At 69.2% G+C, this 25,025-nt stretch carries 20 protein-coding genes; all 20 read right to left on the reverse strand.

Annotated features, from left to right (window positions below; all coding sequences use genetic code 11):
• Nucleotides 1-43: 43 nt before the first annotated feature.
• The gene (locus D6850_RS00870) at nucleotides 44-562 is read right to left on the reverse strand and encodes a hypothetical protein (RefSeq protein ID WP_147438839.1); all 519 of its coding nucleotides are present in this window, start codon (nucleotides 560-562) and stop codon (nucleotides 44-46) included.
• Entirely contained in the window at nucleotides 555-3,389 is a 2,835-nt protein-coding gene (locus D6850_RS00875) for a 2Fe-2S iron-sulfur cluster-binding protein (protein WP_121163087.1), read from the reverse strand. The genes D6850_RS00870 and D6850_RS00875 overlap by 8 nt, the downstream gene beginning before the upstream one ends.
• A complete protein-coding gene (locus D6850_RS00880; protein ID WP_121163089.1) occupies nucleotides 3,386-3,652 on the reverse strand; it encodes a sarcosine oxidase subunit delta in 267 nt (88 codons plus the stop codon). The genes D6850_RS00875 and D6850_RS00880 overlap by 4 nt, the downstream gene beginning before the upstream one ends.
• A 12-nt stretch (nucleotides 3,653-3,664) precedes the next feature.
• The gene (locus tag D6850_RS00885; protein WP_121163090.1) at nucleotides 3,665-4,915 is read right to left on the reverse strand and encodes a sarcosine oxidase subunit beta family protein; all 1,251 of its coding nucleotides are present in this window, start codon (nucleotides 4,913-4,915) and stop codon (nucleotides 3,665-3,667) included.
• The gene (locus tag D6850_RS00890) at nucleotides 4,912-5,559 is read right to left on the reverse strand and encodes a TetR/AcrR family transcriptional regulator (protein ID WP_121163092.1); all 648 of its coding nucleotides are present in this window, start codon (nucleotides 5,557-5,559) and stop codon (nucleotides 4,912-4,914) included. The genes D6850_RS00885 and D6850_RS00890 overlap by 4 nt, the downstream gene beginning before the upstream one ends.
• An 8-nt stretch (nucleotides 5,560-5,567) precedes the next feature.
• Nucleotides 5,568-7,100 carry a trimethylamine methyltransferase family protein gene (locus tag D6850_RS00895; RefSeq protein ID WP_121163094.1) on the reverse strand — a complete coding sequence of 511 codons (1,533 nt, stop codon included), beginning with the start codon at nucleotides 7,098-7,100 and terminating at the stop codon, nucleotides 5,568-5,570.
• Complete coding sequence (locus D6850_RS00900; protein ID WP_121164982.1) at nucleotides 7,097-9,517, reverse strand: GcvT family protein; 2,421 nt, start codon at nucleotides 9,515-9,517, stop codon at nucleotides 7,097-7,099. The genes D6850_RS00895 and D6850_RS00900 overlap by 4 nt, the downstream gene beginning before the upstream one ends.
• Nucleotides 9,518-9,609: 92 nt before the next feature.
• Nucleotides 9,610-10,548: a LysR substrate-binding domain-containing protein gene (locus D6850_RS00905; RefSeq protein WP_121163095.1), complete on the reverse strand. Its 939-nt coding sequence runs from the start codon at nucleotides 10,546-10,548 to the stop codon at nucleotides 9,610-9,612.
• A 54-nt stretch (nucleotides 10,549-10,602) separates the two neighbouring features.
• On the reverse strand, nucleotides 10,603-11,808 hold the full coding sequence (locus tag D6850_RS00910; protein WP_121163097.1) for an NAD(P)/FAD-dependent oxidoreductase: 1,206 nt from the start codon (nucleotides 11,806-11,808) through the stop codon (nucleotides 10,603-10,605).
• Nucleotides 11,805-12,623 (reverse strand): NAD-dependent epimerase/dehydratase family protein, encoded by an 819-nt coding sequence (locus D6850_RS00915; RefSeq protein WP_121163099.1) that lies wholly within the window; start codon nucleotides 12,621-12,623, stop codon nucleotides 11,805-11,807. The genes D6850_RS00910 and D6850_RS00915 overlap by 4 nt, the downstream gene beginning before the upstream one ends.
• A 14-nt stretch (nucleotides 12,624-12,637) precedes the next feature.
• Complete coding sequence (locus D6850_RS00920; RefSeq protein WP_121163101.1) at nucleotides 12,638-13,843, reverse strand: pyridoxal phosphate-dependent aminotransferase; 1,206 nt, start codon at nucleotides 13,841-13,843, stop codon at nucleotides 12,638-12,640.
• Nucleotides 13,844-13,848: 5 nt separating this feature from the next.
• The gene (locus D6850_RS00925; RefSeq protein WP_121163102.1) at nucleotides 13,849-15,459 is read right to left on the reverse strand and encodes a hydantoinase B/oxoprolinase family protein; all 1,611 of its coding nucleotides are present in this window, start codon (nucleotides 15,457-15,459) and stop codon (nucleotides 13,849-13,851) included.
• Nucleotides 15,456-17,540 (reverse strand): hydantoinase/oxoprolinase family protein, encoded by a 2,085-nt coding sequence (locus D6850_RS00930; RefSeq protein ID WP_121163104.1) that lies wholly within the window; start codon nucleotides 17,538-17,540, stop codon nucleotides 15,456-15,458. The genes D6850_RS00925 and D6850_RS00930 overlap by 4 nt, the downstream gene beginning before the upstream one ends.
• Nucleotides 17,537-19,216, reverse strand: coding sequence for a thiamine pyrophosphate-binding protein (locus tag D6850_RS00935; protein ID WP_121163105.1), 1,680 nt, complete (start codon nucleotides 19,214-19,216; stop codon nucleotides 17,537-17,539). Before D6850_RS00935 ends, D6850_RS00930 begins: the two co-directional genes overlap by 4 nt.
• A 126-nt stretch (nucleotides 19,217-19,342) precedes the next feature.
• Nucleotides 19,343-20,749, reverse strand: coding sequence for an FAD-binding oxidoreductase (locus D6850_RS00940; protein ID WP_121163107.1), 1,407 nt, complete (start codon nucleotides 20,747-20,749; stop codon nucleotides 19,343-19,345).
• Nucleotides 20,750-20,858: 109 nt separating this feature from the next.
• On the reverse strand, nucleotides 20,859-21,527 hold the full coding sequence (locus D6850_RS00945) for an NnrU family protein (RefSeq protein WP_121163109.1): 669 nt from the start codon (nucleotides 21,525-21,527) through the stop codon (nucleotides 20,859-20,861).
• A complete protein-coding gene (locus D6850_RS00950; protein ID WP_121163110.1) occupies nucleotides 21,527-22,717 on the reverse strand; it encodes an NnrS family protein in 1,191 nt (396 codons plus the stop codon). Before D6850_RS00950 ends, D6850_RS00945 begins: the two co-directional genes overlap by 1 nt.
• A 9-nt stretch (nucleotides 22,718-22,726) precedes the next feature.
• On the reverse strand, nucleotides 22,727-22,963 hold the full coding sequence (locus tag D6850_RS00955) for an NnrT protein (RefSeq protein WP_121163112.1): 237 nt from the start codon (nucleotides 22,961-22,963) through the stop codon (nucleotides 22,727-22,729).
• A complete protein-coding gene (locus D6850_RS00960; protein ID WP_121163114.1) occupies nucleotides 22,960-23,136 on the reverse strand; it encodes a protein NnrT in 177 nt (58 codons plus the stop codon). The genes D6850_RS00955 and D6850_RS00960 overlap by 4 nt, the downstream gene beginning before the upstream one ends.
• Before the next feature lies 1 nt (nucleotide 23,137).
• Nucleotides 23,138-25,024 carry a nitric oxide reductase activation protein NorD gene (locus D6850_RS00965; protein WP_121163115.1) on the reverse strand — a complete coding sequence of 629 codons (1,887 nt, stop codon included), beginning with the start codon at nucleotides 25,022-25,024 and terminating at the stop codon, nucleotides 23,138-23,140.
• Nucleotide 25,025 lies beyond the last annotated feature (1 nt).

A 25,025-nucleotide genomic window follows, 5' to 3' on the forward strand; every position in this document is an offset into this window, starting at 1 on the left:
TGCCCATTACTGTCAATGCGGATTGCATGCAGGCGGGGGGCGGTCAGGCCGGATCGGCCGCCACCCGGTTCAGCCACTCCGCGAGGAACCAGGCGCGCGGCCACTCGATCAGCACGACATAGCCTTCGTCGTGACGCCCCAGCAGGCAGGTTTCGCCGGCAAACAACACCGCCGCAGAGGCAGAGCCGCCATCCGGATCGATGGACGCGCCCTCGGCGATCACGCGCGGCGCGGCCCTGCCCGAAAGGGTGAAGATGGCCCACTGGTCATCCGCCGGGGTCGCGGCGAAGCCCCCTGCATGCCAGCCGGGCGTCGCGTCGGTCGGCGCGTCGCATACCAGCAGCGCGCGGTCGCGCGCGATGCGCAGGCCCACCGGCAGCGTGGCGGCGTCGCCCCCCAGCCCCAGCAGCGGCGCAGCGGGGGCGAGCGCCGCAATCGCCGCGTCCAGATCGCCCGAGATCAGCACCGCGCCGCCCGTGCGCCGGCATGTCGCGTGCAGATCGGCGGTGTCTATCAGCACGTCGTCAAGGTCGATCAGTTCCGGCCAGTCCATCTCACGCATGAAGCCGCTCCCCTTTCGCATCGAACGCGCAGGGCGCGATCACCCGCGCCTCGCGCACCGCGCCGTTGTCGAAGACGCCGACGCTCTCCCCCATGCGGCTGCGCCCTGACTCGAGCAGCGCCAGCGCATGCGGGGCGCCCGGATCCGGCGCGACGGAGGTGACGAAGCCCAGCGACCGGCGCGCGGCGTCCAGCGGCACGAGATGCGCGCCTGCGGTAAACGCCGCGCCGCCATCCGTCGCCGTCAGCCCGACCAGCTGGCGACGGTCGTTGCGCAGCGCCTCGTCGGTGAGAAGGGATCGCTTGCCGATGAACTCGTCCTCGCGCCGGTTGGGCCAGCCCAGATCCTGCGGCATGGTGAGCCCGTCGGTGTCCTTGCCGATCAGGATGAACCCCTTTTGCGCGCGCAGCGTCAGCACCGCCTCGAGCCCGATGCGCCCGCCGCCCGCTTCCCCGACCCTTGCCGCCAGCAGCGACTCGAGCCATTCGGCATGGCGCGACGGGACCGATAGTTCGTAGCTGCGTTCACCGGTGAAACTGACGCGCGCGATGCGCAACGTGCGCCCGTTCCAGTCAGCCTCGGTCACGCCCATATGCGGCAGGGCGGCATCGTCGAGGTCAACCGGAACGCCCGCCGCGCGCAGCACGTCGCGGGCTCGCGGCCCGGCGACGCAGAGCGTGGTCCAGTGCGCGGTCACGTCATGCAGAAAGACGCGGGCGGGATCGAAGCGGTCCTGGCGCGCATCCTCGAGCCGCAGGCGCACGCCGTCGACGTGGCTCGATGAGGCCGAAACGATGAAGCGATCCCCGGCCAGCCGCAGCGTCACGCCGTCATCGAACACGATGCCCGTCTCCGACAGCATCAGCCCGTAACGCGCGCGCCCCGGTTTCAGCGTCGAGAGCCGGGTGAAGAAACAGAAATCCAGCAACTCCGCCGCGCCCGGCCCGATCACCTCGATCTTGCCCAAGGGCGAAGCGTCGTAGAGCGCGACCGTTTCACGCGCGACGCCCGCCTCGCGCAAGGCCGCCTCGGCCTCGTCGTCGCCGTAATGCGCGGGGCGCAGCCAGCCGCCGTACTCGCGCAGCTGCGCGCCCGCGGCGCGATGCGCGCGCTCCAGCGTCAGACGGCGCGGCGGGTCGAAAAGCTGCCCGCGCCGCCGCCCGGCGATCACCGTCAGCGGCACCGGCAGGAAGGGCGGGCGATAGGTGGTCGTGCCGGTCTCGGGGATGGAGCGATCGGTCAGCCCCGCCATCGCCGCCAGCCCCGCGAAATTCGACGTGCGGCCCTGGTCGGTCGCCATGCCAAGCGTCGTGTAGCGTTTCAGGTGCTCGACCGACACGAACCCTTCGCGCTGTGCCAGCGCGACGTCCTTGAGCGTGACGTCGTTCTGGAAGTCGATCCATTGCCGCCCCGCGGCGTCCGGGTCGGGGCGCATCGGCAGCACGCCCCAGTCGCCCGCCGCCTCTGCGCGCGGCGCATTGCCCGCGCCGCCCGCCGCCGCGTGTCCCTCGGCCAGCGCGTCGGCCAGCGCGAAGGCGCCGTTCGCGGCGCCGGCCACCCGCATCGACGCGCTGCCTGCGCGCGGGATCAACGCATCGCACTCCGCGTCCCAGTCAAGCCGCCCGCCCGCCTGCATGAAGATATGCACCGAAGGCGTCAGCCCGCCCGAGACAAGCAGCGTGTCGGCCTCCTGCAGCACCCCGTTAAGGCGCACGCGCGCCACCGCGTCGCGCCCTTCGGCCCCGGTCACGCGGGTCTCGCGGCGCAGATCGACCCCTTCGGGGGCGTCGGGCGTATCGCCTCGCGCGTCGGCCAGCGTCACGTCGCAGCCCGCGCGCGCCAGCGCCGCCGCCACCGGGTAGCTGCCGTCATTCCCGGTCGCCAGAACGATGCGCCGCCCCGCCACCGCGCCATGCAGGGTCAGGTAGCGCAGCGCCGCCTCGGCGGAGATCACGCCGGGCAGGTCGTTATTCGCGAACCACAAGGGCCGCTCGATCGCGCCGGCGGCGAGGATCACGTCGCCCGCGCGGATGCGCCACAGCCGGTCGGGGGCGCCGCAGCGGCGCTCCCACGCGGCGTATAGCCCATGATCGAACGCGCCCCAGAGCGTCGTGCGGCTCAGGATCTTTCCGCCCGCGCGCAATATCCGCTCCTGCGTGTCGGCGCACCAGTCACGCCACGGCCCGCCGTCGATATCGCCGCCGCGCCAGCGCAGGCTGCCGCCCGGCGCATCCCCGTCGTCGATCAACCACACGGCGCGGCCCGCCCGCGCGGCCGCCCGCGCCGCCGCCAGCCCCGCGGGCCCGGCCCCGATGACCAGCAGATCGGCGCGCGCGTTGATCTGCGCGCAATCGGCGGGCGGCGCGTTGGCCGGGTCCAGCCGCCCGAGCCCGGCCATGCGGCGGATCATCGGCTCCCACCGCATCCAGCCGCCCGCCATGAAGGTCTTGTAGTAGAACCCGGCCGGCAGGAACCGGTTCAGCCGGTCGAGCAGGCGATGCCGGTCGCGCGCCGCCTCGGGCCAGGTGTTGACCGAGCGTAGCGCAAGCCCCTCGCGCAGCGGCTCCAGCGTGGCGCGCAGGTTCGGTGTCGTGACGCCGCCCTCGGTCACGTCGACAATCGCGTTCGGCTCTTCCGCGCCCGCCCCCCAAAGGCCGCGCGGGCGGTGATACTTGAAGCTGCGGCCCAGCACGCGGCGCCCCGACGCCAGCAGCGCCGAGGCCAGCGTATCGCCCGCGAACCCGGTCACGGCGTGGCCGTCGAATGTGAAGCCAATCGGCCTGTCGCGGTCGATTTCGCCGCCCCTGTCCAGCCGCCAGCCGCTCATGCTCTTCTCCCCGGCAGGGTCTCGCTGCCCTTTACTTCGCGCGTGAGCGTGTCGCGCGTCATCACGAAATACTCGCCGCAGGTCAGGTGCAGCCAGACCTCGCGCGCCTCTCCCCTGGGCGCCTCGTTGGCGTAGAGGTACGCGGCCCAATCCTCGGCCGACACCTTGTCTGCGGGCTCGGGGCGCGGCTTGCCCGCCTCGGTGGCGAAGTGGAACTCGCGCTCATCGCGCGGGCCGCAGAAGGGGCAGGGGAATATCTGCATGGCTCAACCTCCTCAATGCGCGATGCCGGACCCGGCGGCTTCGTCGATCAGCCGCCCGCGCGCAAAACGCGTCACATCGAAGGGCGCGCTGATCTCGTGGTGTTCACCCGTGGCCAGCAGATGCGCGAGCAGCCATCCCCCCGCGGGGATCGCCTTGAACCCGCCGGTGCCCCAGCCGCAGTTGACGAACAGCCCCGGAACCCCGACGGGCCCGATGATGGGCGAGCTGTCGGGAACGACGTCAACCACCCCGGCCCATTGGCGCAACAGTTTGAGCTGCCCGAAGGCCGGGAACATCTCGAGCAGGCCCGAGGTCACGGTCTGCTGCGCGGGCAGGTTGCCGCGCTGGCCATGGGTCGGAACCCGGTCGAGCCCGCCGCCAAAGACCATCTCCCCCTTGTCCGATTGCGAAACATAAGTGCCCGTGCCGAGGTAGAGCAGCACGGTGTCAAGGCAGGGCTTGACCGGTTCGGACACGAAAGCCTGAAGCGCGTAGTCGTGGATCGGCAGCGTGACCCCCGCCTGCGCCGCCAACCCCGGTGTCGCCCCCGCCGCCGCCAGCCCGACGCGGGCGGCGCGGATCGGGCCCCGGTCGGTTTCGACGCCGACGCATGCGCCGTTCTCGATCAGCAATTCGCGCACCGCGCAGTTCTCGACGATATCGACGCCCAGGTCGCTGGCCGCGCGGGCGTAGCCCCAGGCGACCGCGTCATGGCGCGCGATCCCGGCGCGGCCCTGCCAGATGCCGCCCTGAAGGCGGTGGCGCGCGTCCTCGGACTGGTTGACCAGCGGCACGCGTTCGAGCGCCTCGTCGCGGCTCATCAGCGCGCCGTCGACGCCGTTCAACTGCATCGCGTTGGCGATGCGGGTGCAGATCTCCATCTGCATCGGCGTGTGCGCGGCGATCAGCATGCCCCGCTGGCTGAGCATGACGTTGTAGTTCAACTCCTTCGACAGCCCCTCGTAAAGGCGCAGCGCCAGATCGTAGAGCGCCACGCTTTCGGGGTGAAAGTAGTTCGACCGGATCACCGTGGTGTTGCGCCCGGTGTTGCCGCCGCCGATCCAGCCCTTCTCAAGCACGGCGACCCGGCGCAGCCCGTGATTCTTCGCAAGGTAATAGGCGGTGGCGAGACCATGCCCGCCGCCGCCCACCACGATGGCGTCATATTCCGCCGCCGGCGTCGCCTTGCGCCAGGCGGGGCGCCAGCCGCGATGGTTCTTCAGCCCCTCAAGGGCCAGCGTCAGGGCGGAATATCGTTTCATCGCTCTTTCAGCGCCTCCGCATGGGCTCGCAGCTTGGCCGTTTCCTCCGCGCGCGCGGCCTGCCCGGTAAAGCCGAGAATATAGCCGTCAATGCGCGACAGACGTTCGTCCAGCGGCTCGGCCAGGTCCAGCGCGTAATAGCCGATCTGCATGAAGTAAAGGATGCGCGCCCGCGCATCGGCCTCGTAGGGGGCAAAGCCGTGGCGTTCAAACATCGCGGCGATGGCGGCGCAGCGGGCCGCGTCGCTGCGATCGATGACGCGGCGCACGTGGCCCTCGCGCCGCGCCCATTCGCGCACCGCGAAATCCAGCTGGTGATTGAACAGCGATGGGTCGAGGAAACAGTGGAAAAGATTGCAGACGGATGCGGTGATCGTCGGCGCGGGCATCTCGGCATGGGCGATCAACGCGCCGGTATTGCCGCTTTCCCATTCCTTCAGCAGCGCGTCGAGCAGATCCTTGCGGCTCTTGAAATACCAGTAGAAGCTCGACCGCGACACGCCGAGGCGCTCGCTGATGGGCAGCACCTTGACCTCGGCCACGCCGTCGCTGACGAGGATGTCCATCGCCACGGTGAGCCAGTCGGCGCGCGTGACCTTGGTGTTGCCGCCGGGGCGGGGGGATTTGCTGTCGTCGGGATCCATCTGCGTCCTCAGCTTTCGGGGGGCGCGCCGCCCTCGGCGCTGCGCCGCGCGATGAAGGCGGTAAGCGCCTCGGCGCGTTCGGGCGGGACGTCAAGCGGCGCGGGATTGTCCAGCAGCGCCTGCCAGATGCCGGTGGCGCGCGTGCTGGCGTCGCGCGCGCCTGCCTCGGTCCAGGCGCCGAAATTCGACCAGTCGGCGACCAGCGGCTCGTAGAATGCGGTCGCGTAGCGTTCCATCGTGTGCGCGCAGCCGAAGAAATGCCCGCCCGGCGCCACCTCGGCCAGCGCGTCGAGCGCGAGATCGTCCTCGGGCATATCGGCGCACAGTTCGGCGAAGGTCTGCAACACTTCGAGATCGGTGATGAATTTCTCGTAGGACACGCTCAGCCCGCCCTCGATCCAGCCTGCGCCGTGCAGCACCACCGTCGCCCCGGCCAGCACCGCGCCCCACGCGCTCATCTGCGTCTCGTGCGCGGCCTGCGCGTCGTTGATGTTGGCGGCGCATCCGGCGGCGCAGCGCCAGGGCAGGCCCAGCAGGCGCGCCAGTTGCCCGGCCCCGAGATTGGCCCTGACCTGCTCGGGCGTGCCGAAGGCGGGCGCGCCCGATTTCATGTCCACGTTCGACGCGAAGGCGCCGTAGCAGACCGGCGCGCCGGGGCGGGCGAGCTGGGTCAGCGTGATACCGGCCAGCGCCTCGGCATGGGACAGCGTCAGCGCGCCCGCCACCGTCACCGGCGCCATCGCGCCCATCAGGCAGAAGGGGGTGACGATCACCATCTGCCCGGCGCGGGCAAAGTCGATCAGCCCCAGCGCCATCGGGACGTCCAACTGCCGGGGCGAGTTGGTGTTGACGATGGTGTAGCACCACGGCTCGGCCGCGAAATCGGCGTCCGACAGTCCGCGAAAATCGCGGATCATCTCGAACCCGTCCTGCACCTGCGGCGTGCCGCGCGCGAAGATCACCGGGAACTTGTCCGACAGGGTCAGCTGCGCCTCGAGCGTGGCGTAATGGCGCAGGTTCAGCGGCACGTCCTGCGGCTCGACCAGCGGGGTGAGCATGTGCAGCGCGTCGAATTGCTGGGTGAGGATGGTCAGTTCGCGGTAGTCGCGCAGGTTGGCGGGCCGCCTGCCGCGTATCAGGTCCGTCGCGTGCGGCGCGCCCGCCCCGGCCTCGAGCGTGAGAACGCCCAACTCCATCAGCACGTCACGGTCGCGCGCCCCGGCGCGCAAGGTGAAGGAGCGCGGCGCGCTGGCAAGCGCCGCTTCGACCATGTCGCGCCCGATGCGCACCATCTGGCTCGCGTCATCCACCACCGCGCCGCCCGCGCGGTAGAGCGCGCGCGCCTCGGGCAGCAGCACCTTCATTCCGAGGTTTTCGAGCACGCCGAGCGCCGCGTCATGGATCGCCCCGACGCGGTCCTCGGAGAACACCGGGACCGGCGGGAAGGGATTTCGCAGGTGGCGGTAATCCACCTCGCGGGCCGGCGCGGTTTCACCCCCGCCGCGCCGCCGCCCCCGTCTGCGATCGCGCGGTCCGGTCATCCCCGCACCGCGCGCCCCTCGGGGTCGTAGGGCGAGGGGGCAATGACGCGCGCGGCGCGTTCGTCGCCCACGACATGCACCGAAAGCTCGGTCCCCTCGGCGGCGGCGTCGCGGTCGATCAGCGCCATCGCCAGCGATTTGTCGAGGCAATGCGCATACCCGCCGGAGGTGACGAACCCCACCATCGCGCCATCCTTCCAGACGGGCTCATAGCCGCTGGCGTCCGCGCCGTCGGCGTCGACCTCAAGCGTGACCAGCAGCTTCGCGGGGCCATCGCCGTCGCGTTCGGCCAGTGCCGCGTCGCGGCCGATGAAATCGGGCTTCTGCCAGTCGATCCAGCGATCCATGCCGGTCATCGCGGCGGTGTAGCCCTGGGTGAATTCCGCCGACCATATGCCGAAACTCTTTTCAAGGCGCAGCGACAGCAGCGCGTTCATCCCGATCTCGCGCAGGCCCTGTTCGGCCCCCGCCTCGATCAGCATCCGGCGCAGCGCGACATGCTCGCTTGAATGGCAGTGGATCTCGTAACCCAGCTCACCCGTCACCGAAAGCCGCCCGACCTTGGCGCGGATCAGGCCGATATCGAATGTGCCGCAGCCCATGAAGCGCAGTTCCGACAGGTCCTCCTCGCAGAGCGTTTGCAGGATGTCGCGCGATTTCGGCCCGGCGATGGCGAAGCCGACGGTATCGTCGGATATGTCGCGCAGATGCACGTCCCCGAACAGGTGATCGCGGAACCAGCGCATGTGCCACGCGCGCAGGTAATAGGACCCCATCAGCCAATAGACATCGTCGCCCGCGTCGTTCGGCCCCCAGTTGAACACCGTCAGGTCGCCCTTGAGCCGCCCGTCATGGCCCAGCATCGGCGCCAGCCGCGCGCGCCCGCGCGCCGGCAGGCGGCTGGCCAGCAGACGGTCGAGCGCGGCCCCCGCTCCGGGTCCGCTTATCTCGAAACGCGAAAACGCCGTAATGTCGAGCAGCCCCGCCGCCGACCGCGTGGCGCGGCATTCCGCGCCGACGATGTCATGCGCGTTCGAGCGGCGCAGAGATCCCTTCTCGCTGAATCCCTCGGGCGCGAAATAGAGCGGCGTCTCAAGGCCGTAGCTGACCCCCCAGCGCGCGCCCGCAGCGCTCATCGCGTCATGCGCGGGGGCCATCTTCAGCGGCCGTCCGGCGGGCAACTGTTCGTTCGGGTAGGTCATGACGAACCGGCGGCTGTAGAACTGCCCGGTGGTCTCGCGGATGAACCGCTTGTTCTGCGCGTAATCCCCGAACCGCGCCACGTCCATGCCGAAGACGTCCGCCTCGGGTTCGCCGTGGATCATCCACTCGGCCAGCGATTTGCCCACGCCGCCCCCTTGCAGGAAACCCGCCATCACCGCGCAGGCGCACCAGTAGCCGCGCTTGCCCGGGACGGGACCGACCAACGGGTTACCGTCGGGCGCGAAGGTGAAGGCGCCGTTGACCCAGCTCTTGACGCCGACCTCCTGCAACGCCGGGTAGCGCTCAAAGCCCTTGATCAACTCGCCCTCGATCCGGTCGGTCTGTTCCTGGAACAGCTCCATCCCGTAATCCCACGGCGCGCCGTCCAGCGCCCAGTGCTCATGGTCGATCTCGTAGATGCCCAGCAATACGCCCTTCTGGTCCTGCCGCAGATAGGTGAACCCTTCGAGGTCCACGGTCATCGGAACCTCGAAGTCGAGCGATTCCAGCGCCGGGATCGCGTCCGAGATCAGGTAGTGATGCTTGAGCGGCGCGACCGGCAATTCGATCCCGGCCATGCGCCCCACCTGCTTGGCCCAGAGCCCGGCGGCGTTGACCACGTGCTCGGCCTGCACCGTTCCCTTCTCGGTCACGACTTCCCAGCCTTCGGCGGTCTGGTTCAGCTCCAGCACGCGGTTATGCTCGATCACCTCGGCGCCGTGGTTGCGCGCGGCCTTGGCGTAGGCGTGGACCGTGCCGGTCGTGTCGACATAGCCCTCGCGGTCGGCCCACATGCCGCCCAGCAGCCCCTCGGTCGACATGATCGGGTTGAGCTCGCCCGCCTCCTCGGGGGTGACGAGGCGGCAGTCCTCGATCCCGATGGATTGAAACACCCGGTAATTCGCCTGAAGCCAGTCCCAGCGGTCGGGCGTGCCCGCCATCGTCAGCCCGCCGGTCATGTGCAGCCCGATCGACTGCCCGCTTTCGGCCTCGAGCTGGCCCAGCAGGTCGATGGTGTAGCCCTGCAACGCCGCGATGTTCGGATCGGCGTTGAGCGCGTGGATTCCTCCCGCGGCGTGCCAGCTCGACCCGGCGGTCAGCACCGAACGTTCGATCAGGCAGACATCGCTCCAGCCCATCTTGGCCAGATGGTAAAGCACCGAGGCGCCGACGACGCCCCCTCCGATCACGACGACACGGTAATGCGATTTCATGGCGGCCCCCCTCGATGCGCTGTCGGGGCCGAGCATATGCAGGAAGGCGCGAAGCTGTCTAGACATTACTGTCCATTGGGGCGGGGAAGCCTTCAGGGCGCCCCGACAAGCGGCGGCTCGCCCGGCGCGTTCCAGTCCTCGGCGGTGATCCAGTCGCAGAAGGTCGCCACCGCCTCGATCCGCCGGTTGGCGCGCGGCAGCACGAGGTAGAAGCCGGGGATGTCCGCCGCGTCCATGTCCTTCAGCGCGTCCTCGCCCAGCGGCGCGACCAGCCGGCCGGTTTTCAGATCCTCGCGCAGATCGATCTCGGAAACCAGCCCGACGCCAAGCCCGTTGATCGCGCCGCGGCGCATGGTGGCCGCGTCCTGGAACTCGATCTCGCCCGCGGGATCGCAATCGCTGTTGCCCAGGTGGCGCAGCACCCGGCTCCAGAGATCGCGCGACAGCGCCGGGTGCAGAAGCGTCCGCCCGGTCAAATCCTCGGGCGTCGAGATCTCGCGCGCCAGCGCGGGCGAACAGCAGATGATCTTGGGGTCGCGCACCAGCAGCGTGACGTCGTGATCCTTCCACGTCCCGAACCCCCACTGGATCGACACGTCGACCTCGTCGGCGTGGAAATCGGGCAGGTCGATCATCGTGGTCAGGCGCAGATCCGCCCCCGGCAGCCGTTCGCGGAACCGGTCGAGCCGCGCCATCAGGAAGCGGGTCGCGAAATAGGGGCTGACGTTGATATTGATCCGGTTGCGGTAGGGCGCCTTGGAAATGCGCCGCACGCCTTCGGCGAACTCCTCGAACCCGGCTTCGACGTAATGCGCCAGCACCCTGGCCTGTTCGGTCGGCTCGATCACCCGCCCCTTGCGCCGGTAGAGCGGCGCGCCGAGGATGTCCTCCAGCAGCTTGATCTGCTGGCTCACCGCCTGCGGCGAGACCAGCAATTCATCCGCCGCCGCGCGAAAGCTTCCCTTGCGCGACACCACCCAGAACACGCGCAGCGCATTGAGCGGGATCATCCTCAGTGACGGGTTTCGCATCTCCGGTCTCCGGCGGCGGGCAGGGCGGCGCCCGCCTGTCCGGGGCGGGACGCGTCAGATGACGGCCTTCTCGATGAAGGGCCGGTTCTCGACTATACGCTCGAATCCGACCTCTGTCAGGTCCAGCGTGCGGAAACCGCCATAGGTGATCAACTCGGACACCCCGCGCCCCGCCGCCGGTCCCTGTTGCAGCCCGTGGCCGGAAAACCCGTTGGCGAAGACGAAATTCGCGACCTCGGGGTGACAGCCGACCACCATGTTGTGATCGAGCGTGTTGAACGCGTAATGCCCCGCCCACTGGTTGACGACCTTGATCGCCTCGAAATTCTGCGACCGTTCGGCCAGCGTGGGCCATATGATTTCCTCGAATTCCTCGTAGCGCGGATCGAAATCGTCCCAATCCACCGCCGGATCCTCGACCGGGGGCGCGCCGCTCAGGAAATACTGCCCCTCGGGGCGGCAGAACACGCCAGAGGGGTCGATCATCAGCGGCAGGCGGCCTTCGTTGACGCGCGCCGTGCCCTCGGGCGTCTGCGCGCAGTCAAAGACGAAGATCGTGCGCTTGCGCGGCTCGACCGGGATGTGAAGGCCGGCCATCCGCGCCGTCAGCGCCGCGCGCGGCCCCGAGGCGTTGACCACGTGGCCCGCCGCGACCGTCGCGCCCGAGGCCAGCGCGACCGCGGTGACGCGCGCGCCGTCGCGGGTGATGCCGGTGACCTCGTCCTTGACGAAGGTCGCGCCCTGCGCGCGGGCCTTGGCGCGAAACCCGTGCATGAGGCCGGTATTGTTGAACCACCCCTCGCCCGAGCGCCCGTAGGAGGCCAGCGCGATATCCTCCACCCGCAGATGCGGGAACGCATCGGCCAGCGCGTCGCGCTCGAGCAGGTCCACATCCGCGCCGCACGCCTTCTGCACCGCGTGGTTGTCGCGCAGGATCTGCGCCTGTTCCGGCGTGCTCGCCAGGAACAGGTAGCCGCCGGGATGGAAGTTGAGGTCGGGCCTGTCGCCGTCGACCTCCATCATCTCGCCGAAATTGGTGATGACCTCGTGGCCGTACTGGCTCACCTTGACGTTGATCGGGTTGGAGAACTGCGTGCGGATCGACGAGGACGACAGCGACGTCGAGGCGTGCGCGTAGCTGGGGTCGCGCTCGACCACGAGGACGGAGCCGTTGAAATCGGGGTTGGCGGTCAGGTAATACGCGACGGCGGAGCCGATAACGGCCCCGCCGACGATGACGACGTCAAAGCCGTCGTTCATTTCCCCTCCTCGTCGTCGGGATGGCCGAGGTTCACGAACCAGCCGCCGATATGCTGCGTCGAGGGGTCGCCGGGATCCGCCGGGTCGGTCTTGGCCTCCATCGCCTCGCGGTAAGGTTCGCTGCTGTCCTGCGGGCGGAACCCGACATGGCCGCCATTGGTCATGTCCACGGGCTTCACCTTGTTGTCGGACATGCCGGCGGTGATGGTGGCGCCCAGGTAGGGCGCGGTCAGGCAGGCGCTGAACAGGCGGCAGCAGTCGTCGAAGGACAACCACGACCACAGCATGCGCCGATCGGCAGGCTCGGGGAAGGACGAGAAGATGCGCACGCAGGCGCTCTCGATCCCGAACTTGTCATGGTAGAGGCTGGCCAGCGATTCCACGAAACACTTGGACACGCCGTACAGGCTGTCGGGCCGGGGTTTCGCGTCGCAGGGGATGTGATCGCCCAGGCGGTGATAGCCGATGGCGTGGACCGAGGAGGCGTAGATCACCCGCTTCACCCCGTGTTTCCGCGCGCCCTCGAAGATGTGGTAGGAGCCGCGGATATTGCTGTCGAGCACTTCCTGCCAGGGCCGCTCATGCGGCGCGCCGCCCATGTGGACGATGGCGTCGCAGCCCTCGATCGCGGCCATGGTCGCCTCTTCGTCGCCGAGGTCGAAGACGATCCCTTCCTCGTTCGCCTGAAGGTCCTTCACCTCGACCATGTCGGCCAGCAGCAGCGTGTCGGCCAGCGGCGCAAGGCCGCGGCGCAGCTCCGTGCCAAGCCGGCCGGCGGCGCCGGTGATCATGATTTTCTTGTATGGTTTGGTCATGCGTGTCTCCGGGTTCAATCTGTCAATGCCGCGACGGCGCGGCCGATCCGCGACACCGCCTCGGTCAGCGTGTCTTCGGATGTGGCCGTAGAGATGCGGAAGAACGGCGACAACCCATAGGCCGTCCCCGGCACCGCCGCGACATGGCCTTCGTTCAGAAGGTATTGCGCCACGTCGACATCCCCCTCCAGCGTGTCGCCATCCGGCGTCTTCTTCCCGATCAGCGCGTCACATCCGATATAGGCGTAGAACGCGCCCTCGGGAGGATCAAGGGTCAGCCCCTCGATCCCGGCGATGCCCTTCACCACCAGGTCGCGGCGGCGCTCGAACTTCTCGCGGAAGGCGGCGACCATGTCCTGCGGGCCGTTGAGCGCGGCGATCGTGGCGTGCTGCGCCACCGCGGAGACCGAGGTGCAGGACTGGCTCTGCACCGTTCCCATCGCCTTGATCAGCGCCTTCGGTCCCGCGCCATAGCCCACGCGCCAGCCGGTCATGGCGTAGGCCTTGGACACGCCGTTGACCGTCAGGGTGCGGTCGCGCAGTTCCGGGCAGGCCTGCGCGAAGGCGATGAATTCGCGCCCGTCGAACAGGATATGCTCGTAAATCTCGTCAGACAGGATCAGAACGTCCGGGTATTTCGCCAGCACGTCGCCCAACGCGCGCAGCTGCTCGCGGGTGTAGACCGCGCCGGACGGGTTGCCCGGCATGTTGAGGAACAGCCAGCGGGATTTGTCGGTCAGCGCGCCTTCCAGAACCTCGGGGGTGAGGCGGAACCCGGTTTCGGCCGGGCAGGCGGGCATCACGGGGACGCCGCCGAAAAGCTTGGCCATCTCGGGATAGGACACGAAATAGGGCGCGGGCAGCACCACCTCGTCGCCCTCGTTCACGGTGGCCATCAGCGCGTTGAAGATGATCTGTTTCGCGCCGTTGGCGACCGCGATCTCGTCCAGCGCATAATCCAGCCCGTTTTCGCGCGCGAATTTCGCCTGGATCGCGGCGCGGCATTCCTCGATGCCCAGCGGCGCGGTGTAAAGCATCCGCTCGGCCTTGGCCGCCTTGAACGCCGCTTCGGTGATGTGATCGGGCGCGGCGAAGTCCGGCTCTCCGAGGCCAAGGTCGATCACGTCCACGCCGGTCGCGGCCAGCGCCCTGGCCGCCTGCGACACGGCCATCGAGGCCGAAGGTTTCACCGCGCTCAGGCGGTCTGCAATCTGCGTCATATTCTTCACTCCGTCACGTAACCCTTGCGCCTGTCTTCGGCGCGCGCTTCCTTTGACCGTTTGGCGGGGTCGCCGTATCCGCCCCCGCCCGGCGCCGCGAGGATCAGCCGCCGCCCGGCGGGCACGAATTGCCAGCCCTTGGGCTTCATCCGCGTCCCGTCATCGAGCGTGACCGCCCCGGCCTGGCCGTCGCCGCCGCCGTCGCGGCCGCGCGCGGGCGCGGTGATGCGGTCGAACATGGCCGAGAACTCGAACTCGTGGCCCTCGGCCGGGGCGATTTCGATCATTTGGCCGAGCCCGCCGCGATGTTCGCCGTCGCCGCCTGAATCCGGGCGCAACTCCTTGCGCCAGACGACGATCGGGCCGGTGTGCTCCGTGGCCTCGATCGGCATGGTGTGCACGCCCGAGGGAAACGCCGTCGCCGAAAGCCCGTCAAGCGTGGGCCGCGCGCCCATCCCCCCCGAGTTGAACATGAGCACCTCGGCGCGCCGCCCGTCGCGACCCTCCGCGGGGCGGGCCGAGATGTGGATGTTCCAGAGCGCCCCGGCCCCTTCGGCCAGCACCTTGCCCGGCAGCGCCTTGGCCACCGCCCCGAGGATCAGGTCAGGAACCATGTGGCCCAGCACGTGACGCACCGACACCGGCGCCGGCCGCGCGGCGTTCAGGATGTTGGTCGGCGACGTTACATTGAACACGGCAAGCGATGCGGCGTTGTTGGGGATGTCCGGCGCCACCACGCATTTCAGCGCGTAGCACGCGTAAGCCTTGGAATAGATCAGCGGCACGTTGATGCCCCAGCGGCTCATCGGCGAGGTGCCGGTGAAATCGACGGTGACCTCGTCCTCGCCGATGCCGACCTCGGTGACCAGCCTGATCTGCTCGTCGTAACCGTCTGTCGTCATCTCGTTGGTCCAGGCGCCTTTCGGCAGGCCCGCCAGCCGCTCCATCATCGCCTTGCGGGTGCGCGACAGGATGAACTCGCCGAGCTTCTCGAGGTTGGGCAGCCCGACCTCCTCCAGCATCTCGATCAGGCGCAGGTGGCCCACGTCGTTGCACGCGGCGAGCGAGTAGAAGTCGCCGATCACCTGGTTGGACTCGCGCACGTTGGTGCGCAGGATGCGCAGCAGATCGCGGTTCACCTCGCCGCGTTCGGCAAATTTCATCACCGGGATCTGGATGCCTTCCTCGTAGACCGACTTGCCGTCCGCGCCGAACCCGCGCCCGCCCACATCGACCACATGCGCCGTGCAGGCGAAGAAGCCGATCAGCTCATCCCCCTTGAACGAGGGCGAAACCATCGTGATGTCGTGCAGGTGCCCGGTCCCCTTCCACGGGTCGTTGGTGACGTAGGTGTCGCCGGGATACATCTCCTCGCGCGGGATCTCGTTGATGAAATGCTGAAGCGCCTCTGCCATCGTGTTGACGTGCCCCGGCGTGCCGGTCACCGCCTGGGCGAGCATCTCGCCACGCGCGTTGTAAACCCCGGCGGACAGATCGCCCGCCTCGCGCACGGAGGTCGAGAACGCGGTGCGCAACAGCGTCATCGCCTGTTCCTCGACGACGGAGATCAGGCGATTCCACATCACCTGCATCCGGATTTCCTCGATCTGGTTCATTGGTCGGCTCCTTTCCGCACGAGCAACAGCGCGCCATCCGGCTGGACGACCGCATCAAAGGGCGAGGTCACCACGGTCGAGGTCTCGTCCTCGACGATCACGGCCGGCCCCGCCACCCGGTCGCCGGGGGTAAGCGCGGTGCGCTCGAAAATGGCCGAATCGCATTCCTTGCCCTCGGTCGGGTCGAACACGGCGCGGCTCTGCTTTGAAGTGACCGGCTTGCCGGCTTCGTCGATGGTCTGGCGCGCGCCCTCGGGGCGCTGATCGTAGGCCTTGACCGAGAATGTCACGAACTCGATCTCCGGGCCTTCCACCGCGCGGCCGAAGAACTCGGCGTAGCGCGATTTGAACGCCGCCTCGATCATCGCCTCGTCATCGGCGGTGAAGGCGCGCAGCGGCAGGGCGACCGGGATTTCCCAGCCCTGGCCCCGGTAACGCATGAAGGCGGTGATCTCGCACAGGATCTCGCCGTCCGTTCCGGCCCGCACGAAGCCCTCGGCGGTCTCGCGCAGGTCGCCCAGGAGCGTGTTCAGCGCGTCCGCGTCGAACCCGGACAGCGTCTGGATCTGCGACGCCACCGCCTCGTAGCCGAAGGGCGCGCGCAGGAAACCGATGGCCGAGCCGACCCCGGCGCTCTGCGGGATGAGGCAGCGCGCGACGCCCAGCTTCTCGCACAGGCGCGCGGCGTGCAGCGGGGCCGCGCCGCCGAAGGCGATCATCGTGTTGTCGCCGATATGCTTGCCGTTCTCGACCGCGTGGACCCGCGCGGCGTTGGCCATGTTCTCGTCCACCACGTCGCACACGCCAAAGGCCGCCGCCTGCGCGTCAAGGCCGAGCTTCGCGCCAACGTCGCGTTCAAGCGCCGCCTTCGCGGCGGCGGGGTCGAGCCGGATCGCGCCGCCCGCGAAATTGTCGGGGTCGAGCTTGCCCAGGAGCAGGTCGGCGTCGGTGATCGCGGGGCGCTCGCCCCCCTTGCCGTAACAGGCCGGCCCGGGTTCGGAGCCCGCCGATTCCGGCCCGGCGAGGATGCGGCTCATCGCGTCCACCGACGCGATGGACCCGCCGCCGGCGCCGATCTCGATCATCTCGATCACGGGGATGGAGATCGGCATGCCCGATCCCTTGGCGAAGCCCGAGGTCCGCGCAACCTCGAAGCTGCGCGCGGTCTGGGGCTGGTAATCCTCGATCAGGCAGATCTTGGCGGTGGTGCCGCCCATGTCGTAGCTCACCACCCGGTCGAGCCCGAAACTCTTGGCGATGTCGGCGGCGAAGATCGCGCCGCCGGCGGGGCCGGATTCGACCAGCCGCACGGGGAATTCCGCCGCCGTGTCGACCGAAACCAGCCCGCCGCCCGAATGGATCATGTAGACCGGGCAGCCCGCGCCCATCTCCTTCAGCCGCTCTTGCAGGCGGCCGAGATAGGTCGCCATCTGCGGGCGCACATAGGCGTTGGCGCAGACGGTGTTGAAGCGTTCGAACTCGCGCATCTGGGGGCTGACCTCGGCCGAGATCGAGATTGGCACGTCAAGGTGTTCCTGCAGTATTTCACGCGCGCGCTTTTCATGCGCGGCGTTCATGTAGGAATGGATGAACCCGATGGCGACCGCGCCGAAATCCTCGGCGGCAAGGCGTTTGCCCAGCGCCTCGAGCGCTGCCTCGTCCAGCGGCTGAAGCTCCTCTCCCTGCGCGCTTATCCGTCCGGCAATGGGAAAGCGGTCCTCGCGCGGGATGAGCGGCGCGGGCAGCTCGATATTCATGTCGTATTGGTCGAACCGGTTCTCGGTGCGCATCTCGATCACGTCGCGGAAGCCCTCGGTCGTGACCAGCGCGGTGCGCGCGCCGCGCCGCTCGATCAGCGCGTTGGTGGCCAGCGTGGTGCCGTGGATGATCATGTCCACCTCCGACACGTCAATGCCGGCCTCCTTCACCACCGCGTCGATCCCGTCGAGGATCGCCTGTTCCGGCGCGGCGTAATTGGTCAGCACCTTCGCAGTGTATAGCGCGCCGCGCAGGTCGAGCGCGATATCGGTGAACGTGCCCCCGATATCCGCGCCGAGCCGAATGTCGTCTCCGGTCTTCATGCTTCATCCTTTCTTGCAAGCGCGGATTCGCGCATCTCGGTTAGCGTCATCCTCGGCGTCAGCGCCTCGGGTGAAATCACGAGGTCGAGCACCGCGCCGGTGCCCGACGCCAGCGCGCGGTCGAAGGCCGCCGCGAAATCCTCGGTTCTCTCGACCCGCTCGGAATGGAACCCGTAGGCCGCGCCAAGTGCGACGAAATCGGGGTTTGCGGTCATCGTCGTGCCGGACACGCGGGTCGGGTAATTGCGCTCCTGGTGGGCGCGGATCGTGCCGTAGATGCCGTTGTTCACCACCAGCACGATCGGCTGCGCCCCGGCCTGAAGCGCGGTCGCCAATTCGGGGCAATTCATCTGGAAATCGCCGTCCCCGGCAAAGCAGACGACGGTGCGCCCCGGCTCCGCGATTTTGGCCGCGACGGCGGCGGGCAGGCCATAGCCCATCGCGCCCGATTGCGGCGCCAGCAGCCGCGCGTCGGGGCCATAGCGAAAGAACTTGCCGGGCCAGACGGTGAAGTTGCCCGCGCCGTTGGTCAGGATGAAATCCTCGGGCAGCTTGTCGCGCATGATCGCGCAGACCTTGCCCATGTCCACGGGCGAGGGCAGGTCCGGCAGCTCGAACCCGGCCTCATACGCCTCGCGCCCCGCGCGACGCCAGTCGGCCCAGCCGCCCTTGACCGGCGCGAGTTGCTCAAGCGCCTCGGCGAATGCGTTCGGCCCCGCATGGATGCCGAGCGTGGGGCGATAGACCTTGCCGATCTCCAGGTCCGAGCCATGCACATGGATCACGCGCTGCTTGGGGTCGGGGCAGTCGAATAGCGTGTAGCCATCCGTCGACATCTCGCCAAAGCGGTTGTTGAGCGCGAGGACGACGTCGGCCTCCTGCACCATCTTGCGGATCTGCGGCGTCATGCCGACGCCCAGTTCCCCGACGAAGACCGGCGAGTTGTTGTCGAACCGGTCCTGGTAGCGAAAGATCGCCGCGACCGGAATATCCGAGCCTTCGGCGAAGGCTTGCACGCGCGCGCGACTCTCATCGCTCCAGTTGCAGCCGGCTATCAGGATCAGCGGACGCTCCGCCCCGGCGAGCATGTCGCGCACCCGCTCCATCGTCGCCGGAGTCGGGGCGGGTTCCGCGATCTCGATCGGCCCCGCCAGCGGCGCGGCGTCGGTCAGAGAGGTCAGCATGTCCTCGGGCAGCGCCACCACCACCGGGCCGGGGCGGCCGGTCGTCGCCTGCGTCCATGCGCGCGACAGGATCTCGGGGATGCGATCGGCGTCCTCGATCTCGACCGCCCATTTCGCCATCGTGCCGAAAACCGCGCGATAATCGATTTCCTGAAACGCCTCGCGGCCCTTCATGTCGGTGCCGACCTGCCCGACGAAGACCAGCATCGGCGCGCTGTCCTGCATCGCCGTGTGAATCCCGATCGAGGCATTGGTCACGCCGGGACCGCGCGTCACCATGCAGATGCCGGGCGCGCCGGTCAGCTTGCCATAGGCGGCGGCCATGTAACCGGCGCCCCCCTCGTTACGGCATAGGACGAAATCAAAGGCGCCCTGCGTGTCGTGCATCGCGTCCAGCACGGCGAGATAGCTCTCGCCGGGGACGCCGAACGCCTTTTTCGCGCCCAACGCGACAAGGCTTTCGACAAGAAGCTGCCCACCGTTGCGTGTCATGTGTCTGAATCCTCGGAGGTTCTGGGGAAAGGGCGCGGATGCAACCCGAGTCGGGCGCGATGCTGCCCCTTTCCCTCCGCCCGGTAAACCAAGAAATTCCGCCGATGGACAAGGCAGGCTTGTCTATTATCCGCCCGTCCGCACCACCACTCCGGGGTTGAACACGCCCTCGGGGTCGAGCGCTGCCTTGATCCGCGCCTGCAACGCGCGTTCCGCAGGCGCGCGCAGCGCATCGGCAAGCGCGACTTTGGCGCGCCCCAACCCGTGCTCGGCCGCGAAACTGCCGCCAAGCTCTCCGGCCAGCCCGCCGAGCGCCAGCCCGAGCCGCTCTTTCACAGGGCCGAAATCGCCGCCCGCGTCGGGCAAGGACAGGTTGTAATGGGTGTTGCCGTCGCCCAAATGCCCGAACGGGTTGATCCGCACCCCCGGCATGATCTCTTCGCAGAGGGCGGCGCCTTGCGTCAGGAATTGCTCGAGCCGCCCCGGCGGCACGGAGATGTCGTGCTTGAGCTGCGGCCCTTCAAGCCGCTGGCCCTCGGGCTGTTCCTCGCGCAGCGCCCAGAGCGCGGCGCGCTGCGCCTCGGACATGGCGATCGCGCCGTCGCTGACCAGCCCCTTCTCGAACCCCGATTCGAGGATGTCCGACAGCATCTCGGAAAGCGGGACGCGCGCCGAACCCGCCGTCAGCTCGACCAGCAGATACCACGGCGCGCGGCTTTCCAGCGGATAGTCCAGCCCCTGCACATGGCGCAGCGCCAGGTCGAGCCCGAGATCGCAGAAGAACTCGGCCCCGCTGATGAATTCGCCCGCCTCCGCGCGCAGCGCCGTGCCGACCGCCGCCAGCGCGGCGAGATCGGGCAGCGCCAAGAGCGCCGTCTCGCGCTGTTTCGGGGCCGGATACACCTTCAGCACCGCGCGCGTGACCACGCCCAGCGTGCCCTCGGCCCCGCAGAACAGGCGGCGCAACTGGTAGCCGGCGTTGTCCTTCTGCACCGCGCGCATCCCATCCCAGACCGTGCCGTCATGCAGCACCACCTCGAGGCCCAGCACCAGGTCCTGCATCATGCCATAGCGCGCCGCGTGGCTACCCCCGGCGTTGGTCGCGATCAGCCCGCCGATCTGCGCGGTGCCCTCGGCCCCAAGATGCATCGGAAAGATCAGGTCATGCGGCTCCAGCGCCTCGTGCAGCGCGGCGAGCACCACGCCGGCGCCGACCTCTATCGCGCCGCTCGCCGGATCGGGGGCGGAGATGTCGCGCATCCGGGCCAGCGACAGGATCACCGCGCCCGTCCGCCCCGCCACCGCCGCGCCGCAAAGCGACGTGTTGCCGCCCTGCGGCACGATGGAGACGCCCGCCGCGCGGCACGCCTTGACCACGGCGGCGGTCTCTTGCGTGTTCCGGGGCCGCGCCACACCCAGCGGCGACTCCCCGTAACGGTCCAGCCAGTCGCGCGCATGGCCAGCCGCGTCCGCCCCCGTCAGCCAGCCCTTGCGGCCCAGCAGCCCGTCCAGCTTGTCTGCCAATCCGCTCATCTCTCAACCCCTTCCGCGCCAGCGCCCTTTCCGCCGCATCATGCTGGCAAAGCGGGCCTGCCGCCACAGCCAAGAAGCGTTGGCGAAGGAAAAGAACAGCTTGGCGATGTCACATCGCCGGAACGCCGATCACCAGCGGGTGCAGCAGGATCAGCGCGGCGAACGCCGCCACGCCGATCACGACGCGCAGGATCGCGCCGGGCCACGAGGCCGGGCGCGGCAGGATCGGCCCGGCGCGCACGGCGTCGCGCAGCGCCTGCCAGCGTTCGGCCCCCATCTCGCGCCGCTTGCGCGCATCGATCAGCCGCATCCCGGCAAGGGCAAAGGCGAAAAGCGGCGCGAACAGCAGCAGATGCGCAAGGTCGCCATTGACCAGCAGATGCAGCCCCGCCCACAGCCCGAGCGCAAGCAGCACGGGATGGCGGGCCCAGCGCACGATGCCGGGCCGCGCGGGGTCGAACCGCTCATCATGCGCGCCGCCGAAAGAGAACGGGTTGGGCCGCAACAGCGCCAGCGCGGCGATCAGGCAGACGATCAGCATGCCGATATGCACCACGTGCACCTGCCACGGATGCTGATACCACACCGCCACGTAAGGCGCGCGCCCGGCGGCGAAGATCAGCAGCGCCAGCATCGCGAGCGACAGCAACGCATAGGCGACGGTGAAGCCGCGCGCGCCCAGGCGGCGCACCAGCCGCGCCTTGACCGCCGGCCGCGTCGGAAAAGAGTGACTGACCGCGAAGGCGACGAACGCCGCGCCGAACCCGAGCCAGCCCATCACGCCCCCTTGCGATACCGCAGAAGCGCGGGCCCATAAAGCGCGGCGAAGCCCGCGAACCCGACGATCCAGAGCGCGCCCGCCGCCTCGTATAGCGTCTGTTCGGGCCAGACCCCGCCCAGCGCGCGCACCAGCACGGAGCCGAACAATGCGCCGTAGATCGCGACCGTCCCGGCGCCCGCATGAAGCGCCTGACCGGTGTGTCCCAGCGTCGCGCGGCTCATCACCGCCATCGTCATCAGCCCCATCGCGCCGCTCATCCAGACATGTTGCGCGCTCGCGGCGTCATACAGCCCAAGGATCGCGATCCCCATCAACAGCGCGCCCAGCGGGATCAGCCCATAGGCCGCGTGCAGGATCAGCACCAGCGGCTCCGCCGCGGTGCGCGCGCCCTGCCAGCGCGCCAGCCGCACCGCCTGAAGCGCGCCCATCACGATCAGCGCCGCGCCGCTCAGCCGATCCTCCGGCAGCGCGACCCAGAGGCCGAGCGCGAGCGCGCTCAGCAGCAGCACCGCCTTGTCGAGCCGCTGCATCGGCGGGGCAGGGCGCGCATCATGGCCCGCCTTGACCAGCCAGTTGCGCGTGAACGAAGGCACGATCCGCCCCCCGATCACGCCGATCATCATCAGCACCGTCGCCACGCCCAGCCGCAGCCCGATCCCCTGCGCCGCGTAGACCCCGCGCGCGTTCTCGAGGTGAAACAGCAGGTTGGCGAGCGTGAAGACCCCCAGCATCATCAGCACGACCAGGTTGCGCCAGTTTTTGCCCGCCACGATCTCGCGCAGGATCACCGCGCCGAGGAGGATGGGAAAGGCAAGGTCCACCGCCGCCGCCACGCCCGCGGGCAAGTGCGCCGAGAACGTCACCGCGACCCGCCCCGCGGCCCAGAGCGCGAACAGCCCGCCCAGATACCAGCCCACCACCGGCAGGCGCCCGGTCCAGTTCGGCACCGCCGTCAGCAGGAACCCCGCGATCACCGCGCCGAGATAGCCAAAGAGAAACGCATGCGCGTGCCAGGTCACCGCGTCGAACCGCGACGGCAGGTCCAGCGCGCCGCTCAGGGCCATGATCCACAGCACCATCGCCCCCGCCGCCCAGAGCGCGCCGAAGAGGAAGAAGGGCCGGAACCCGAAGGACAGGATCGCCGGCCCCTGCCATTGCCGCATCTGTTCCGCCGATGTCTGTGCCATTGTCACTTCCTATGCCTTGCGGTCGGCGACATCCATCAGGCGCCTGATGTGTCGCGCGAACATGATTGTAGCGGGGATTCCGATCACGCAACCGATTGCAATCGACCAGCCCGCGCCCAGAATCGGCAACCCGACCCAACTGCCGATCAGCGAGGCGAAGAACACGTTGATCGCCATCGCCCCCGCCCCGAACGGATAGAGGACAAGCGCGATCCGGTTCGCCGACCACGCGCCGCCGTCGCTCATCGCCGGGCGACCAGCCGCTGGACTGCGATCAGCGCCACGATCAGCGCGATGGACGCCAGCGCGAACCAGAACTCGGCCGTCGCCGATTGCGATTGCGGGATCGGCCGTTGATAGGCCTCGGCGGCCAGCGGGCCGCCGATCAGGGTGAAGATCAGGGTGAGAATGCGCAGCATGTCATGTCTCCTCGGTCAGGGTGCGGTAGATGTCGGGCAGCGTGCGGGTCAGCCGGGCGGGATCGGGCAGCAGGGCGAACCCGCCACGCCCGAAGATGCGCGCGAACCAGTCCTGCCCGTCCTCGTCGATGATGACGCCATATAGGGACTGGCCTTTCGCGCGCGCCTCGCGGACGGCCATGCGGCTGTCCTCGATCCCGTGCTGGCCCTCGTAATGGTCGAGATCGTTGGGCTTGCCGTCGGTGAGCACGATCAACAGTTTCCTGGCGCTCGGCTCGGCTTCGAGCTGCGCGCTCACATGGCGGATCGCGGCGCCGAGGCGGGTGTAATGGCCGGGGCTGAGCGACGCGATATTGGCGTCGATGGCCGGGGTCATGGGATCGGCGAAACCCTTGCAGCGGGTCAGGAACACCCGGTCGCGCCTGAGCGACGAGAATCCCCAGACGCCGAGCCGATCCCCCGCCGCGTCGATCCCGGCGGCGAGCGCGGTCATCGCCTCGCGCGCCACCTCGATCACCGAGGTCTCGCCGATCGCCGCCTCGGTCGAACGCGACGTGTCGATGAGGAACGCCACCGTCAGGTCGCGCTCGGTCCGGCGGGCGTCCTGCCAGATGCGGTCCGATCCGCGCCCCGTCGCCAGCAGGTCGGCCCGCGCGGTCAGCGCCGCGTCGAGGTCGAGCTCGGCCCCGTCCACCTGGCGCGGGCGCAGGATGCGGCGCGGGCGCAGCGTCTCGAACTGGCGGCGCACCTCGCGGATGCGACGGTCGTTCCGCGGGATCACGGCCTCGCCATCGGGCTGCGCGGCCGCGTCGAGCACGCGGCAATGCCCGTCCATGTAGCTGCGCGCGCGGTGGTTCCACTCGGGATAGGTGTGCTCCCCGGCGAGCTTCTCGTGCTCCGCATCCGCCGGCGACAGATCAAGATGCAGGCGCAGCCGCGTCGCCGCCTTGCGCCCCAGGTCCGACAGCGTGATCTTGTCCTGGTCCTCCGCGGCCTTCTGGGCGTTCTCGTCGTCGTCATCGTCAATGCTGCGGTTGATGTTCATCGATTCGACCCAGGAAAGGATCGATTCAAACCGGTGGATGATGAAACTGTCCTTGCGCCCGTGCTGGTCCTGGTCGCGGCGCTCGCCCAGCTTGCGGTCGGTGCGCGCCGCGTTCGGGGGCGGCGCGGCGCTGTCGGCCTCTTCCTCGGTCGCGGCGGCGCCGGATTCGGGATGCGCGAAACTCAGCCAGATCGGCACCGGGGCAAAGGGCAGGTGCCCGTGCGCGGCGCCCACGTCCACCGGCTCGGCCGTGCTTCCGCAAAGCTGGTCGCGCACCGCGCGCTCGATCGCCGCCTCGCTTGGCGGGCGCGCGATCCGGGGGCGGGCCTCCACGCAGGCGGCGGCCATCCGGTCATAGGCCGCGCGCAGCCCCGGGCAGCGCGCATAGGCGCGGTCGGCGGCGTCGGCATTGGCGTGGATCTGCGCGCAATCGCGCGCCGGCCCCCCGGCGGGCAGCTCCAGCGTTGCCGGGTCGCTCACCGCGGCCAGCGCGGTCAGCCAGAAATAGGCGGCGCGGTTCAGTTCGGGGTCGTCGAACGCCGCCATGACCGGCGGCAGCGACAGCCGCGCCCCGTCATAGCGCGCCAGCCACTCGCGGTCGCGCTCCGCGCCCAGCTTGCGCCGCGCCGGGCGGCGATGGGCGGCCAGCGTCGGCGCGCCTTCCCCGATCTCGACGCCCCCGGACCCGCCAAGCGCGCGGAAGAGCACGGCGAGGCTGCCCCGAAGCGGCGCCAGTTCGACCGCCGCCTCCGCGTGTCCCGCCGTCGCGCCGATCCCGCTGGCCATGTCGTGCCAGAGGTTGCCGACGGTCTCTTCCGGTTCCATGAGGTCCATGAGGCGCATG

This window comes from Roseovarius spongiae (genome assembly GCF_003651245.1).
Classification (GTDB): domain Bacteria; phylum Pseudomonadota; class Alphaproteobacteria; order Rhodobacterales; family Rhodobacteraceae; genus Roseovarius; species Roseovarius spongiae.